At 60.3% G+C, this 13405-nt stretch carries 14 protein-coding genes, 2 tRNA genes and 1 pseudogene; 8 read left to right on the plus strand and 9 right to left on the minus strand.

Going from position 1 to position 13405, the window contains the following annotated elements; translation table 11 throughout:
* The first annotated feature begins 44 nt into the window (after positions 1 to 44).
* The 5 genes from aprB (at position 45) to IPP91_18470 (ending at position 3631) form a co-directional block, all read left to right on the plus strand.
* Positions 45 to 524, plus strand: a complete 480-nt coding sequence (gene aprB, locus IPP91_18450) for an adenylyl-sulfate reductase subunit beta (protein MBL0144023.1) — start codon at positions 45 to 47, stop codon at positions 522 to 524.
* Positions 524 to 2392, plus strand: coding sequence for an adenylyl-sulfate reductase subunit alpha (locus tag IPP91_18455; protein MBL0144024.1), 1869 nt, complete (start codon positions 524 to 526; stop codon positions 2390 to 2392). The genes aprB and IPP91_18455 overlap by 1 nt, the downstream gene beginning before the upstream one ends.
* Before the next feature lie 114 nt (positions 2393 to 2506).
* Positions 2507 to 2857, plus strand: coding sequence for a hypothetical protein (locus tag IPP91_18460; protein MBL0144025.1), 351 nt, complete (start codon positions 2507 to 2509; stop codon positions 2855 to 2857).
* A 20-nt stretch (positions 2858 to 2877) separates the two neighbouring features.
* Positions 2878 to 3387: a peptidylprolyl isomerase gene (locus IPP91_18465; protein MBL0144026.1), complete on the plus strand. Its 510-nt coding sequence runs from the start codon at positions 2878 to 2880 to the stop codon at positions 3385 to 3387.
* 85 nt (positions 3388 to 3472) lie between these two features.
* Positions 3473 to 3631: a hypothetical protein gene (locus IPP91_18470; protein MBL0144027.1), complete on the plus strand. Its 159-nt coding sequence runs from the start codon at positions 3473 to 3475 to the stop codon at positions 3629 to 3631.
* Between the two features lie 171 nt (positions 3632 to 3802).
* Here the strand turns inward: IPP91_18470 and IPP91_18475 are convergent, their stop codons facing one another.
* Positions 3803 to 4477 carry a DUF599 domain-containing protein gene (locus tag IPP91_18475; protein ID MBL0144028.1) on the minus strand — a complete coding sequence of 225 codons (675 nt, stop codon included), beginning with the start codon at positions 4475 to 4477 and terminating at the stop codon, positions 3803 to 3805.
* A 496-nt stretch (positions 4478 to 4973) separates the two neighbouring features.
* Here IPP91_18475 and IPP91_18480 point away from each other — a divergent pair, with 496 nt between their 5' ends.
* Positions 4974 to 5486, plus strand: a complete 513-nt coding sequence (locus IPP91_18480; protein ID MBL0144029.1) for a ferritin family protein — start codon at positions 4974 to 4976, stop codon at positions 5484 to 5486.
* A 620-nt stretch (positions 5487 to 6106) separates the two neighbouring features.
* On the opposite strand, the gene IPP91_18485 is transcribed toward IPP91_18480, so the two are convergent.
* From IPP91_18485 to IPP91_18495, 3 genes are read right to left on the minus strand one after another with little or no spacing between them, the layout of a single operon-like run.
* Positions 6107 to 6577 carry a hypothetical protein gene (locus IPP91_18485; protein MBL0144030.1) on the minus strand — a complete coding sequence of 157 codons (471 nt, stop codon included), beginning with the start codon at positions 6575 to 6577 and terminating at the stop codon, positions 6107 to 6109.
* A 6-nt stretch (positions 6578 to 6583) separates the two neighbouring features.
* Complete coding sequence (locus IPP91_18490; GenBank protein MBL0144031.1) at positions 6584 to 6916, minus strand: STAS-like domain-containing protein; 333 nt, start codon at positions 6914 to 6916, stop codon at positions 6584 to 6586.
* Positions 6894 to 7793: a hypothetical protein gene (locus IPP91_18495; GenBank protein MBL0144032.1), complete on the minus strand. Its 900-nt coding sequence runs from the start codon at positions 7791 to 7793 to the stop codon at positions 6894 to 6896. Before IPP91_18495 ends, IPP91_18490 begins: the two co-directional genes overlap by 23 nt.
* Before the next feature lie 291 nt (positions 7794 to 8084).
* Between IPP91_18495 and IPP91_18500 the strand changes: the two genes are divergently transcribed.
* Positions 8085 to 8258, plus strand: a complete 174-nt coding sequence (locus IPP91_18500; GenBank protein ID MBL0144033.1) for a hypothetical protein — start codon at positions 8085 to 8087, stop codon at positions 8256 to 8258.
* A 184-nt stretch (positions 8259 to 8442) separates the two neighbouring features.
* On the opposite strand, the pseudogene IPP91_18505 reads toward IPP91_18500, so the two are convergent.
* Positions 8443 to 9546 (minus strand): annotated as a pseudogene (locus tag IPP91_18505) (IS3 family transposase).
* Positions 9547 to 9858: 312 nt separating this feature from the next.
* Between IPP91_18505 and IPP91_18510 the strand changes: the two are divergent.
* Positions 9859 to 10728, plus strand: a complete 870-nt coding sequence (locus tag IPP91_18510; protein MBL0144034.1) for an adenylate/guanylate cyclase domain-containing protein — start codon at positions 9859 to 9861, stop codon at positions 10726 to 10728.
* Between the two features lie 528 nt (positions 10729 to 11256).
* Here IPP91_18510 and IPP91_18515 read toward each other — a convergent pair.
* The 4 genes from IPP91_18515 to queC all read right to left on the minus strand — a co-directional run bounded on the left by IPP91_18515 (position 11257) and on the right by queC (position 13405).
* Positions 11257 to 11332: transfer RNA gene (locus IPP91_18515), tRNA-Lys, on the minus strand.
* Positions 11333 to 11373: 41 nt separating this feature from the next.
* A tRNA-Lys gene (locus IPP91_18520) sits at positions 11374 to 11449 on the minus strand.
* Positions 11450 to 11503: 54 nt separating this feature from the next.
* Positions 11504 to 12625, minus strand: coding sequence for a YeeE/YedE family protein (locus IPP91_18525; protein ID MBL0144035.1), 1122 nt, complete (start codon positions 12623 to 12625; stop codon positions 11504 to 11506).
* Positions 12626 to 12721: 96 nt separating this feature from the next.
* The gene (queC, locus tag IPP91_18530) at positions 12722 to 13405 is read right to left on the minus strand and encodes a 7-cyano-7-deazaguanine synthase QueC (GenBank protein MBL0144036.1); all 684 of its coding nucleotides are present in this window, start codon (positions 13403 to 13405) and stop codon (positions 12722 to 12724) included.

The following is a 13405-nucleotide window of genomic DNA, read 5'->3' on the forward strand; positions in this document are numbered from 1 at the left end:
AATCCGCAAGTTCAGCTGGAATGAATGGATAAGGAGCCGGAATAATGCCTACCTTCGTCTACATGACAAGGTGCGACGGATGCGGACATTGCGTCGACATCTGTCCCTCGGACATCATGCACATCGACAAGACCTATCGGCGTGCCTACAACATCGAGCCCAGCATGTGCTGGGAGTGCTACTCCTGCGTCAAGGCTTGCCCGCAGCATGCGATCGATGTGCGCGGATATGCCGACTTCGCCCCGCTCGGTCACAGCGTTCGCGTCCACCGCGACGAGGAGAAGGGCACGATCGCGTGGAGGATCAAGTTCCGCAACGGGACGGAAAAGAACTTCCTGTCGCCCATCACCACCAAGCCCTGGGGGACGGCGATCCCCAAGCTCGCGGATGTTCCCGGGCCGAGCCGGGAAATGCGCGACAGCCAGCTGCTGTACGGCGAGCCAAAGGATATCCGCCTGGATGACGGCGGCTTGCATACGCTTCAGTCCGCCGGCCTCAAATTGAAGAAAGGCGTGTACTACTAATGGCCCACAAAACTATCGTCGAAGACGGCATCGACGTTCTGGTCGTCGGTGCAGGCCTAGGCGGCACGGGTGCCGCATGGGAGGCCAGATTCTGGGGCAAGGACAAGAAGATCGTCATTGCCGAGAAGGCCAATATCGATCGCTCCGGGGCGGTCGCCCAGGGCCTGTACGCCATCAACTGCTACATGGGCACCCGCTGGGGCGAAAACAAGCCGGAGGACCACGTCCGCTACGCCCGCATCGACCTGATGGGGATGGTGCGTGAAGACCTGCTGTTCGATATGGCCCGTCACGTCGACTCCACCGTGCACCAGTTCGAGGAGTGGGGCCTGCCCATCATGAAGGACCCGAAAACCGGGCGCTATCTGCGTGAAGGGCGATGGCAGATCATGATTCACGGCGAGTCCTACAAGCCCATCGTGGCCGAGGCCGCCAAGAAATCGGCGGACAAGGTCTTCAACCGCATCTGCGTCACCCACCTGCTGATGGACGACGGCAAGAAGAACCGGGTTGCCGGTGCCGTCGGCTTCAACGTCCGCACGGGCGACTACCACGTCTTCAAGGCCAAGACCGTGATCTGCGGCGCGGGCGGCGCCTCCAACATCTTCAAGCCCCGCTCCGTGGGCGAAGGATCCGGCCGCACCTGGTATGCGCCCTGGTCGTCCGCGTCCGCCTATGGGCTCATGATCGACGCCGGCGCCAAGATGACGCAGATGGAAAATCGCATCGTGCTGGCGCGCTTCAAGGACGGTTATGGCCCGGTCGGGGCCTACTTCCTGCACCTGAAGACGTATACGCAAAACTGTCTGGGCGAAGAGTACGAATCCAAGTGGTTCCCGGCATTGCAGCAAATGGTCGGCAAGGAATATCTCGATCCGGAGGCCTCCCACCTGACCCATAGGCCGATCCCGACTTGTCTGCGCAACCATTGCATCATCAGCGAAGTGAATGCCGGCCGCGGCCCCATTCACATGGTGACCATGCGCGCCTTCCAGGATCCTCACCTGGAAGAGGTCGGCTGGGAAAACTTCCTCGGCATGACCATCGGCCAGGCGGTTCTGTGGGCCTCCACCGACGTGGATCCCAAGAACGAGAATCCCGAGCTGACCACATCCGAGCCCTACGTCATGGGCTCCCACGCGACGGGCTCGGGCGCCTGGTGCTCGGGTCCGGAGGACGTCTCCCCTCCCGAGTATTTCTGGGGCTACAACCGCATGACGACGATCGAGGGCCTGTTCGGTGCCGGTGACGCGGTCGGCGGCACCCCGCATGCCTTCTCGTCCGGCTCGTTCACCGAGGGCCGTCTCGCCGCGAAGGCCGCCTGCAAATACATCGACGACGGAAAGGCCGAAGGCATCGTCGTGTCCGATGGGCAGATCAACCGCCGCAAGAAGGAGATCTACAAGCCCCTCGAGCACTACAAGACCTACCGCAATGCGATCGTGGCGGGCGATGTCAACCCGCACTACATCAATCCCAAGCAGGGCCTGGACCGTCTGCAGAAGCTGATGGACGAGTATTGCGGCGGAGTGACCGTCAACTACATGACCAACGAGAAGCTCCTGAATATCGGTCTCAAGAAGCTCGCGATCATGGAGGAAGACCTCGAGAAATTGGCCGCAGAGGACAATCACGAGTTGCTGCGTGCGTGGGAATTGAAGCACCGTCATCGCGCCGCGGAGTGCGTCACGCAGCACACGCTGTTCCGCAAGGAGACCCGTTGGCCGGGTTACTACTACCGGGGCGACGCCATGAAGGTGGACGACGCAAACTGGCACGTGCTGACTGTTTCGCGTCGCGATCCGGAGTCCGGCGAATACACCATGGAGAAGGCGCCTTGTTATCACCTGGTTGCGGAAGGCGAGTAGCAGCATCCCCGGGGAGAAGCCCGCGTTGACCTCCTGCCTGGTGCGGAAGATGCCGGCATGTCGTGTGTCGTGGGCCACCTATAGCTGGTCTCCTCGTGTCGCAGAGAGCCGCGCGTGAACATTATTGAAAAAGCCGACGAAGAGATTCAGGCCATGGCTGATCCCCTGTGGCGCGACCTCGTCAAGTATTCGAACGAAGGCAAGTACGGAGAATTCGCCAGGAATTTTTCCAATTCCCTGGCGCTTGCCATGGATCAGGTCGTGGCGGGCCACCAGTTCGCAAACAGTGAACTGGCGAGAAGTCTGTCCGATGACGTCGACTCGCTCGGCATCATCCGCCGGGGCGAGCACGTGACGGTTCTATACCGCCAGCGGAGCACCAAGAAGCAAGGCGAGTGGCTTGGCCGACTTGTACTCGGCTATGAGGGCGAAGAGGTCAAGATCTTCGGTGCATCCATCTTCTGAGCAGCTCGTTCGGATTCGACATGAGTGAATCAATCCAGGACGGCAAGTTTGTCGAGCTGACCTACAGGGTGACCGACAGGAAGTCGGGACATGTCCTCACCCGGGTCGAATTCCCGCTGGGTTATGTTCACGGGCACAATGAGATTCTGGCTCCTTCCGTCCACAGGGAGCTGGAGGGCAAGTCCGCTGGCGACGTGATCGAAGTGCCCATCGATGGCAATCGGATCTTCGGCGCCAGGGACGAGTCGCTGGTTTTCTCCGATCACATGGAGAACGTCCCCGAGGAGTATCGGCAAATCGGCACCTCCATCCTCATGGAAAACGACAAGGGCCAGACCCGCAGCTTTATCGTGACGCGGATGGACGACGAGACACTGACCGTCGATGGCAACAATCCGCTTTGCGGAAGAGAAGTCGTCTTTACGCTCGAGATACTGACCGTGCGCGACGCAACTGATGAAGAGGCAAGAGCGGGCGAGGCAATCGTTGCGGGCGCGGATATCGACCCGTCACTCATGAGACCTGTTTGAGCAGCGATGCCAGATGGGATCGGAAGATTTTCGACCTTGGTTACTTGAACCTGCAGCCCCGACTTCACGACAAGAAAGGTGACTCATGAGCGAGCAAAAGCCCACCACCAAAGTTCCTGACGGTCATACGCCTTTTTATACAACTCGCCAGATGGCGCCGAACGAAAAGGGGTTTGTTGGTTACGAAACCATCTGGAAGCCGTTCCAGAAGGAAGTCGAATACCAGACGCCGAAGAAGCCATAGGCGTCATGCGGTAGCTTGGGTGAGCCGGACCCGCGCGGCCTGGATGCGAACCCGCAAGGGGGATTGCCTCAGCGGCGATTGCCTGGTTCACGGCCAGCTCATCGAGGCCACGAAGCTCGACGAGAACGCGGGCCCGCCCGCTCGAGGGCTGAGGGGCGCGCCCGGCGGCGCCTAGACGGCGATGTTGCGGTCGAGCCGGTTCAACGCGAAGACGAGCCCCGCGGACGCGGCCACGAGGAAAATCGGGCCGAAGAGCCAGAAGACCAGCGGCACGGCGAAGAAGAAGGCCCGCATCCCGATCGCGAAGTGACCGCCCGCGCGATTCAGGCGCCTCGCCACGCCCTCGGGCGACAGCAGCGGGTTCGGCCAGGGGCCGGGGACGTTCACCATGAAGACCACGTGGTTCGCGAGCCGTATCGCCAGCGCGAAGGCGAAGAAGGCAACGATGAATACGGCGAGCAGGCACATCACCTTCACGATCCAGATCTGCGCGGAGCTCGAGCCGAGGTTGGCGAACACGTGCCAACTGCGCGAGATGTTCTCGGCCTGCCCGGACAGCGTGAGCGTGCCGAGGATGAGGAAGGCCGCCGTCGTGGACATGAGGGACGCGCCCATGATGAAATTGCGAAGCGTCTGGACGGCCAGCACGCCCTTTTCGGGGCTGCCCATGATGTCGGTCACCCACAGCCCGCGGGCAAGCTCGTTCAGCCCATGGATGGTGTAGGTCGGGTCGCGGCGCGTCTTCATTCGACGGTACCCGTAGTACGCAGCGACGAGGGTAGCGCTCGCCACGAGGGCAAGCGCGTCGGCGCCGTACTCGCGAAGCCAAGTGTCGATGCCGCCCATCGTGACTCCCTGTGATTGCCCGGCGCGCCCCGGGCCGATTCCGGGTGCCTGCCTTCCGAAAATGGGTCAGGACCAACCGGACACCGCCGGCATTGGCGGCCTACGACGGGCCTGCCCTCGCGACGGCGCAAGAGAACAAGTACGCCCGCCAAGCAATTGAAATTATAGCGCAAACACCACTCCGGGCCCGTCTACGGCGTGCGCCGGAACGCAAATGGACGTCGAGCCTACCCCTCGCCCGGTTTCCCGCGCATTCCGACGCCGGACGGGTCGAACCGGGGCAGGCCGAGAAGTACTCGAAGGCCGAGCGATACCGATGGCACCGGCAACACCTTGCTTTGACCGAACGATCATCGCGGTGATACCGTTTTGCCTTCAGGAACCGTCGATCGGATTTCCCTTTCACCAGACCCGCGCACGCTCAGTCGACGGGACGCGTTGCGCCGCAGCAGGAGGCCTCATGCCAGCAAGAGTCGATTTCCCCACACTGACCCTCATGGACGCCCTCGATCTGGCCACGCTGATCGAGGTCGAGGCTTTCAAGCGGTACACGCAATTCGCCGAACGACTCGGAAGCCGTTCCGACGACGACGCCGCGTCGGTATTCCAATCGATGGCCGCCAACGAGGGCAAGCACGGTGAGCAGATTACCGAGCGCCGGCTCGCCCTGTTTGGCGATACCCCCCCCAAGGTCAGGCTCGACGACATCTTCGACGTGGAGGCCCCGGAATTCGGCGCGCCCAGCCTGAACATGTCGCCCCTCAAGGCCTACCGGGTGGCATTGACCTCCGAGAGGAAGGCCTTCGCGTTCTACGACCAGGCCCTGCGCTACGTGACCCAGCCGGACGTCAAGGCGCTGTTCGAGGAGTTGCGCACCGAAGAGGCCGAGCACGTTCAAATGATCCAGGACATTATCGCGAAGCTGCCGCCGTCGGCCAGGATCGACCTCGAGGACGAGGACGAGGACGCTTTGCCAAACGCAGAGGGCCGCATACACCTGCCTTTCTAGCCGGGCGTTCCTGTACGGCCACAGCCCGTTCCCCTCGCGCCATGGGCCGCTCGCTTGAAACGCCCTCCGGTCAGGGGTAGGCTGAACTTGTAGTCGATCCGAATCGTGGATCGGTGCTCGCAGGCAGGGCGGCCGTCGTGGGTATCGATGTTTGCGGGTGCAGTGCCCCGCCATCGGATACTTCCCCTGGCAGGCACCTGCGAGGTAGCGCCGGTGTTTCAGGCAACCATGACGGGGAGGTGCTCTATCGATGACGCTTACTACAGGAATACTCCAGCGCCGGTGACCAACGCCCGGCATGCGTTGCGGTAACGCAACCAAACGAAGCCACTGTGATGTGGCGATCCCGCAAAGCCCCGCGATATTCGTGGGGCTTTGCATTGGTGGCCCTGGCCTGGTTGCAGAATCCGCGCGGGGCTTGACTCAATGGCCGGGCCGGAAAGACAAAGCCGAACCAGCGCCATGGCTTGGTTCGGCTTTGAATACTGGTGGGCCGTGCAAGATTCGAACTTGCGACCAACGGATTAAGAGGCCCTGTAACTAGTTGATATTGCACCGCATTGGCCCGCCCACAATCGCCAACGCGCGTGCACCCTCCATCGTCGCCCTCGCAAGAACGCCTAACGCTGAAAGCACTTCTTGTAGTGGGAGTCGAGGTCTAACTCGACGTTGCGAGCAGCGGCAGAAATTTCTTCAAAGAGTGAGTCCCCGGGCTGCTTTTGATTGCGCAAGCGGCGGTCAAACTCTCCCCCAGTCACGATTTGTCGGTATCTCTTTACAAGCACAACCAGCGCGCACCCAGGAATGTGGCCGCTGCAGATTTGCGACTGAGTGGCGACTTGGTGGAGCTTCCGCTTGATGTCGCTCGAAAGCTTTGCCGCGGAAGGATCCGCCCCAGGCAGAAGATAGTATTCTTCCGCTGCCGCTTCGATTTCCAAGACAAGCCGCTTGATGCCAGCAATATAGTCTGCGACCTCTTGCCTAGTTCGCTTCTTGGATTCTCCCCATTGGCGGACAGCCGCAGTAAGCCAGATGCTCAACACCACCCCCAATAGCGCTAGCCCTGGGTAGTCGGCCAATAGCTTCAACATCAGGTGCTATTTCGACGGCTCGTCGATGTATTCCCAGATCTCGGGAATTACGCTTTCGTCCTCCAGCGACTTGAGCTTGAGCCGCTCGTGAAGTTCCTTTGGCGCAAAGCCCTCTTCTCGAACCAGCCCCCCGAAAGCCTCCTCGAGAAACGAGGATCCGTATCCTTCCATTCCGTCGAGGTCAACCGTCACGATTTGAAACTTCTTCAATGCTGGAACAAGGTAATCCTTCCGAAACCGCTGACCACTAAAGTCGCCGTCTTCTGGATACCTTCCGGCCGGTGTGTCGCTAAACTCCCGGGCCACAACGATCGTGTCACTCAGCGTCCGTGGCGTCATCGCTTTCGTCTCCAACCCAGTCAACAATTGCATGGAGGGGTACCTTCCATTCAATTATGGTCCCATCAATTGAACGAGAAAAGTTCTGCATTTTATCGCCGGTCTTAGGTGAGTACTGGTAAAGGCCTTTTCGGCTAAATATCTGCAACTCCCCGTCCCCGGCTTGCTCGATGAGTTTCCGCATATCGTTCAACCCTTTTCCGCGACTCTTCCGGCCGGTTTGAGTGCGTCCAATCGTCATGCCGGCCATGATCATTTGACCATCGTCAGGGATCATTAAGGGAATCAGGTTCAAGACCTGCCGGATTCGCTCAAGTGGATACAGCCTCGGAAGTGTTGCTGGAATGCCAACGCCTAAGTCGCAAAAGGTGATGGTCATTTGTCTCCAACGTCTGTCTATTCGGCCATTGAGCCACCATTTGCTACTTAGCCGCTCTGCCGCCATGTGAGGTCTTGTATAGGCATGCTGAGAAGCGTTCAACATAGCTTCCGTTATCGCGCGAAAGAACCTTCTGCGGGCTGGAGTATGAAACTGAATGTCTTCGCCAAACAAGTCCGTCCTAAATTTCTTGACGTCGTTACCTGACGCCTTGTGGCCACTATGGAAACGGATGTACTCCAACGGGTATCTTCGTGGCTTTAGCGACTTTCTTTCGGGGATCTTGAGGAGCTGGAAAAAACCCGTGCGCTGCATCATCTCTTCAATCTTTGGATCAAGTGGATACGTTCCACTTAGCGTGCCGCGCGTGCGGTGGGACCAACGCATATCGATTTCCGCCAGGAGTCGAATAAGCGCAGACGGTCGAATATCCTTCGTTTTGTCAAAATTCAGGCCGACCCGATGTCCGTCATTCACCAATCGGCGGATGTCTTTCATGAACCGCGCGGTTTCGTCATGATTGTTGATTAGATCTAGCACCTCCGGGACGACTAGCTCAATCGTGTTTCCGGAGTCCGCGCGTAGACTCTGGGTAGCAAATTTGGACGTTGCCTTGTGGGATTGGAAGCCAGAAGCCGCCCGGCGCCTCTGCTTGGCCTTCCTGTCAGACTGAAGTCCTCGTTGGAAACGTCGTTCTTCTACACGTCTCTGTGCAGCGCGTTTCTTATTGGACTTATAGACGATTCGGTGCAAAGCGAGGGAGCGCGGTAAGTTGGATAGAGGCTAGCAATGAACGCGGCAATGGTATCCCAGTGGTTAGCACAAGGAAAACTCACCTCCGAACAGATCCTGGGGTTTCTCGATCTCTATACCGGGATTGATCGGGAATTTGCGGAGGCGCGTGCGCTACTCGGAACAAAGCCTGAGGTCCTTGCGAAGTTCGAGACCGCGCTATTTGGATGAGGCTCATATTACGAACTTCCCTTTCTGGCTCAGGCGGCGATGGTGCTGAAATATACGGGCGTACTCGAACCCTTTCGGAAGGCGGCGAGTTCCGATAACCCGAACGCTGCGCTTCTTGCCCTTGGCACCGAGGACCTAGCCGAGGATTTCGAACTGCTGACCTGCATGGGGATTTCCGGGCCATTCATAACTTGGAAATGGCCCCCGCGGTTGTGGAATCGTAGCGTAGCTTGAATTCAACGGGCGTGAGGTAGTCGTGACTCGAATGCGGACGCACATGGTTGAAGTGTCGGCGCCACTGCTCGATCACGACGCGGGCCCTCGCGGCTTCGGAACCACTGAGGCTCAGGCACTCGTCCCGGAATTTCCCGTTGAAACTCTCGTCGGTGCCGTTTTGCCAAGGCTTTCCGGGATCAATGTGGGCCGTATGGATGCCGGAGCGCGTCAGCCACTCGAGAATGGCGCGGCTGACGAATTCGGGGCCGTTGTCGGAACGCAAGGCCGTCGGCGCTCCGTGCAGACTCACCAGGCGCGAGAGCACCTCGATCACTCGATTCGAGCGGATGCTCCCGGCTACGTCGATCGCGAGGCATTCCCGGTAAATTCATCGACTACCGTCAGGCACTTGATCTGCTGGCCGTTGGCGCAGGCGTCGAACACGAAGTCATAGGCCCAGACATGGTTCGGGGCTTGGGGCGGCAAGGGACGCGGGCGGCTCGTCGCAATGCGGCGTCGCGGCCGGCGCCGCGGCAGTTGCAGTCCTGCCGACTTCCAGAGGCGATGGGCTCGTTCTGGCCCCATCCCGTGGCCCTCGCGTCCCAGAAAGATCCGGATGCGCCGATAGCCATAGCGCGGATACTGCGCCGAGAGCCTGCGCATGGCCGAAATCGCCGGCACGTCTCTTTCGGCTCGAATCGACCGGTATCCCATCATCGATCGCGCCACGCCAATCAGCCCGCACGCACGTCTGGTCGAGTGGCCGCGCTGCACGGCCAACACAACCTGCTCACGACGCGCCTGCGGGCTTACCACTTTCGCCGGTTGATTTCCTTCAGGGTATCGATCGCCATTTCCCGCTCGGCGAGCATGCGTTTCAACTTGGCGTTCTCGGCTCCAGGGCGCGCAGCCGTTTGACGTCCGCAGGCTGGAGTTGTCCGAAACGCTTGCGCCAGCTGTACAACGTCTGGTCGCTGACCTTGTACTTGCGCGATACGTCGGCAATCGTAGTCCGGTCGGCCTCGCGCAACATCGCGACCATCTGTTCTTCTGTAAATCGGCTTTTCTTCATGGGCTCCTCTTGGCAGAGCAGGAGCCATTCTCTCAAGTTATGATCGGTCCGAAAAACCCAGGCAGGTCACTACTGCTCTTGGGAATTTCTGAATTCGAGCCGGTAGCGGATGCACCCGAAGTGCTTAGAAGGAATCTCTCCCGCGTCGGGAGCACACGCTCAGAATTCATGCACATCAATCCTAGCGTGTTCGACAACAGCCTGAATTGGGCGGTACTAGACGACCACGGTGAGCTTGTAACTGCGAATGGTCGCATTCCCCTAAGGACCGACCCCATGGCAATCGGAGACCGAACCAGGGGAGTCCGGACGATGGCGCTCGAGAATGAACCGTACATCGTCTTGTATTCGGCGCTCACCGATAAGACTGGCAATTCCGTGGGCCGGATCATATTTCCGAGGAACGTGTCAAAGGAAATGAGAGTTCTGGAAGACGAACTCATCTTCGCTCTATCGCTTGCGGCAGCGTCCTTCGCGATCTTTCTGGCGCTCTCGGGCTGGTACTTCTCACGGCAGGAGAAGGAGCGACGCTCGCTCAAGCAGGCCTTCCAGAAGTACCTCTCCCCAAAGATTCTCGAGGCGATCCTGTCCGAGCCCGGCAAGGTTTCCCTCGGCGGTCAGCGTAGGGAGGTAACGATCCTATTTGCCGATATCCGGTCATTCACTACACTGGCCGAGAAGCTTCCTCCCCAGACGCTGACCCAACTCCTCCAGGAATACTTCGAGGCGATGACGGAGGAAGTCCTGCGCGAGGACGGAATCGTCGACAAATACATTGGCGATGCCATCATGGCATTCTGGGGTGCGCCGATTGACCAGAAGGATCAAGCCGACAGGGCTGTTCGCGCCGCCTGCGCGATGATGGGCAGGCTCCGGGCACTTCAGGACACATGGAGGGCCGCCAGCCATCCGGTGTTCGACATCGGCATTGGCATCAACCTAGGGATCGCCACGGTTGGCAATATGGGTTCGTCCAAGCGTTTCGACTACACGGTGATCGGCGACGCGGTAAACGCGGCAGCGAGACTCGAGCAACTGAATAAGGATCATTCGAGTCATATCATCATTTCTGAATCGACAAAGAAGCAGCTAACCATTCAAGTGAACGCGCGAGACCTTGGGGACGTACGAGTCAAGGGAAAGGATGAGTCCATTCGAATCTTTGAAATACTTACGGGCTAGACTGATCAAGTAAGGAGATCGGCGCGTTCTAACGCGAGCCTTGCCTGGAGCAAATATTCATATTGAATTAATGGCTACTCAATACAACTTAGAACTTTGGAAGCGCAATCCGGCGGCTCCATTGCGTGAATACAAGGGAATGAGCCTGAAAACAAAGGATCCGACAGAATTCGATCGCCCTCTTTCGGCAGATGAGGTGCAACGGCTAAACGACTTTCTCCGACGGCATGCTCCGTCCCACTTCGCGAAGCTGTTCCCAGATGAATAGGCCCGATGCTGAGTCTGCAGCTATTGATTGAATGTGTCCGCCCTCGATAGCGAAAGTTCAGTAGCACTCAGCTCGCACAAGAATGAGGGCGAATGGGAGCGGATGCTCGGGTCAATCGATTCTGAGGGGTAGCAGCCCAATTGCGGGAAACATATTGGGGACAACTATCGACATTTCATCCCTGTTTTCACGCGTGAGTGTGGCAGTCGCCACCAAAGCAAAAAAGGGACCTAGGCTCGCGCCTAAGTCCCTGAGAAAACTGGTGGGCCGTGCAAGATTCGAACTTGCGACCAACGGATTAAGAGTCCGCTGCTCTACCAACTGAGCTAACAGCCCGGAACCGGGGGAGGAAGGAGGAACGCCTTCGACGGGAATCTTGGTAGGGCGTGGCGGATTCGAACCGCCGACCAACGGATTAAAAGTCCGCTGCTCTACCAACTGAGCTAACGCCCCGGAAAGCGGGAAATTATAGCTTTCCGCGGGAGTTCGGGTCAAACCGGAGGCCTCTCAAGCCTCCCGCTCAAGGCGCCAGACCTGGTATTTCATGGTGGCCCAGGAGCCCGCGACGATGGCGAGGGTCGTCAAGACCGAGCCCAGGGCCAGCGTGGAGATGCCGGTGATGCCCTGGCCGATGGTGCACCCGAGCGCCGTCACGCCCCCGAACCCCATCAGGATGCCGCCCACCACGTGGTTGGCGGTGTCCTCCGCGGAGACGAATCCTTCCCACCGGAAAGTGCGTGTCGCAAGCGCGTAGGTCGCCGAGCCCGCGATCACCCCGAGGCCCAGCGCGATGCCGAAGGTGAAGGCGAGCGACTTGTCGCTCCACAGCAGCAGGATCTCGAGGAGGTAGGCGGCCGGCGCCACGAAGGAGAGCGACTCGATCGTGCGGCTGTTGGTGCCGAAGAAGGTGTTCTCGAGGGTATCCGGGTTCTCGCCGAACCCGATGTGCCCGGTCACGTACCAACCGGCCACGATGGCCGCTCCCAGCACGACGCCGCCGAGGATGTGGTCGAAGTTGCCGCGGAAATCACGATCCTTGAAGATGAAGGCGACCAGCGCCACGACCGCCACGGAAGCGACGCCGACGTAGGCAGCCTTGCGCTCGACCCCGAAGAGGGCCGAGGCGATCGACGGCAGGTCCTGCCCGGCCACGCCGCGCGAAGCGAGATCCAAGCTCACCGGGTCGAGCCAGGTCACACGCCAGATTGCGAAGAGTCCCTTGATCGTCATGTAGGCCGAGATCGCGAGGAAGGCAAGGACCACGACCGACTTGAGGCTTCCTGCGCCGATGCGCAGCAGCGTCTTGTTCCCGCATCCCGAGCCCAGCGTCATGCCGACGCCGAAGACGAACCCGCCCACCAGGAAGGACAGCCAGGCCAGGCCGGGCCGGGTATAGATCGACTTCGAGAGGTCCACCGTGCCCGTGAGGTGCAGCGCCGTGGCCCCGGCGATCGCGACGGCCATCGCGAGCATCCACATGCGCATGCGGCCCCAGCTGCCCATGTTCACGACGTCGGAAATCGCGCCCATCGTGCAGAAATTCGTGCGCTGGGCGACCGCGCCGAAGACGAATGCGATGCCGAAGCCGGACAACGCGACAAGGGTGGGAAGGTTCGAGGCGGAACTCATGCGGGTCTCCCGATTTTCCGGGCCATTATTGGGGGCACCCCTGCGCTGGCCCATCCCTCCGATGGGCTAGGCCCCGATACCCAAGTGGGGAGGAGGCTATCGTTCCGCGGCAGGATGGTAGCGCGTCGGGTCGGGGAGACCGGCCCGCGCGAATCCGTCCCGGCGAAGCCGGCAGGAATCGCATCGGCCGCAGGCGCGCCCCTGCGCATCGGCGTCGTAGCAGGAAACGGTGAGGGCGAAGTCCACGCCCAGCTCGTGGCCGCGGCGCACGATCTCGGCCTTGCCCAGGTGGACGATCGGGGAACGCACCGCGATGGGCGAGCCCTCCACCGCCCGCTTCGTCGCGAGATTGGCCATGGCCTCGAAGGCGGCGAAGTACTCCGGCCGGCAGTCGGGATAGCCCGAATAATCGACCGCGTTGGCGCCGGTGAAGATCGCGTCCGCCCGGATCACCTCGGCGTACGCAAGGGCGAGCGACAGCAGGATCGTGTTCCGGGCCGGGACATAGGTGATGGGGATGCCGGAAGATGGCGCCGTCGGGACGGCGATTGCCGGATCGGTCAGCGCTGAGCCGCCGAACACTCCGAGATCCACCCGAATGGTCCTGTGCTCGGCGGCGCCGAGGGCTCGCGCCACTTCGGCCGCGGCAACCAGCTCGGCCCGGTGGCGCTGGCCGTAGTCCACCGAGAGCGCGTGGCAGCGCCACCCCTCGGTGCGGGCCATGGCGAGCACGGTTGCGGAGTCGAGCCCTCCGGAAACGAGGACGACGGCGTTCTCCAT

The sequence above is a fragment of the Betaproteobacteria bacterium genome (assembly GCA_016720855.1).
Classification (GTDB): domain Bacteria; phylum Pseudomonadota; class Gammaproteobacteria; order Burkholderiales; family Usitatibacteraceae; genus FEB-7.

Excerpts from the sequence above, each read along its gene's own strand:
- aprB (MBL0144023.1), top strand. The coding sequence starts at position 45 with ATGCCTACCTTCGTCTACATGACAAGGTGCGACGGATGCGGACATTGC.
- IPP91_18455 (MBL0144024.1), top strand. The coding sequence starts at position 524 with ATGGCCCACAAAACTATCGTCGAAGACGGCATCGACGTTCTGGTCGTC.
- IPP91_18465 (MBL0144026.1), top strand. The coding sequence starts at position 2,878 with ATGAGTGAATCAATCCAGGACGGCAAGTTTGTCGAGCTGACCTACAGG.
- IPP91_18470 (MBL0144027.1), top strand. The coding sequence starts at position 3,473 with ATGAGCGAGCAAAAGCCCACCACCAAAGTTCCTGACGGTCATACGCCT.
- IPP91_18475 (MBL0144028.1), bottom strand. The coding sequence starts at position 4,477 with ATGGGCGGCATCGACACTTGGCTTCGCGAGTACGGCGCCGACGCGCTT.
- IPP91_18480 (MBL0144029.1), top strand. The coding sequence starts at position 4,974 with ATGGACGCCCTCGATCTGGCCACGCTGATCGAGGTCGAGGCTTTCAAG.
- IPP91_18485 (MBL0144030.1), bottom strand. The coding sequence starts at position 6,577 with ATGTTGAAGCTATTGGCCGACTACCCAGGGCTAGCGCTATTGGGGGTG.
- IPP91_18490 (MBL0144031.1), bottom strand. The coding sequence starts at position 6,916 with ATGACGCCACGGACGCTGAGTGACACGATCGTTGTGGCCCGGGAGTTT.
- IPP91_18495 (MBL0144032.1), bottom strand. The coding sequence starts at position 7,793 with ATGAAAGACATCCGCCGATTGGTGAATGACGGACATCGGGTCGGCCTG.
- IPP91_18500 (MBL0144033.1), top strand. The coding sequence starts at position 8,085 with ATGAACGCGGCAATGGTATCCCAGTGGTTAGCACAAGGAAAACTCACC.
- IPP91_18510 (MBL0144034.1), top strand. The coding sequence starts at position 9,859 with ATGGCGCTCGAGAATGAACCGTACATCGTCTTGTATTCGGCGCTCACC.
- IPP91_18525 (MBL0144035.1), bottom strand. The coding sequence starts at position 12,625 with ATGAGTTCCGCCTCGAACCTTCCCACCCTTGTCGCGTTGTCCGGCTTC.
- queC (MBL0144036.1), bottom strand. The coding sequence starts at position 13,405 with ATGGAGAACGCCGTCGTCCTCGTTTCCGGAGGGCTCGACTCCGCAACC.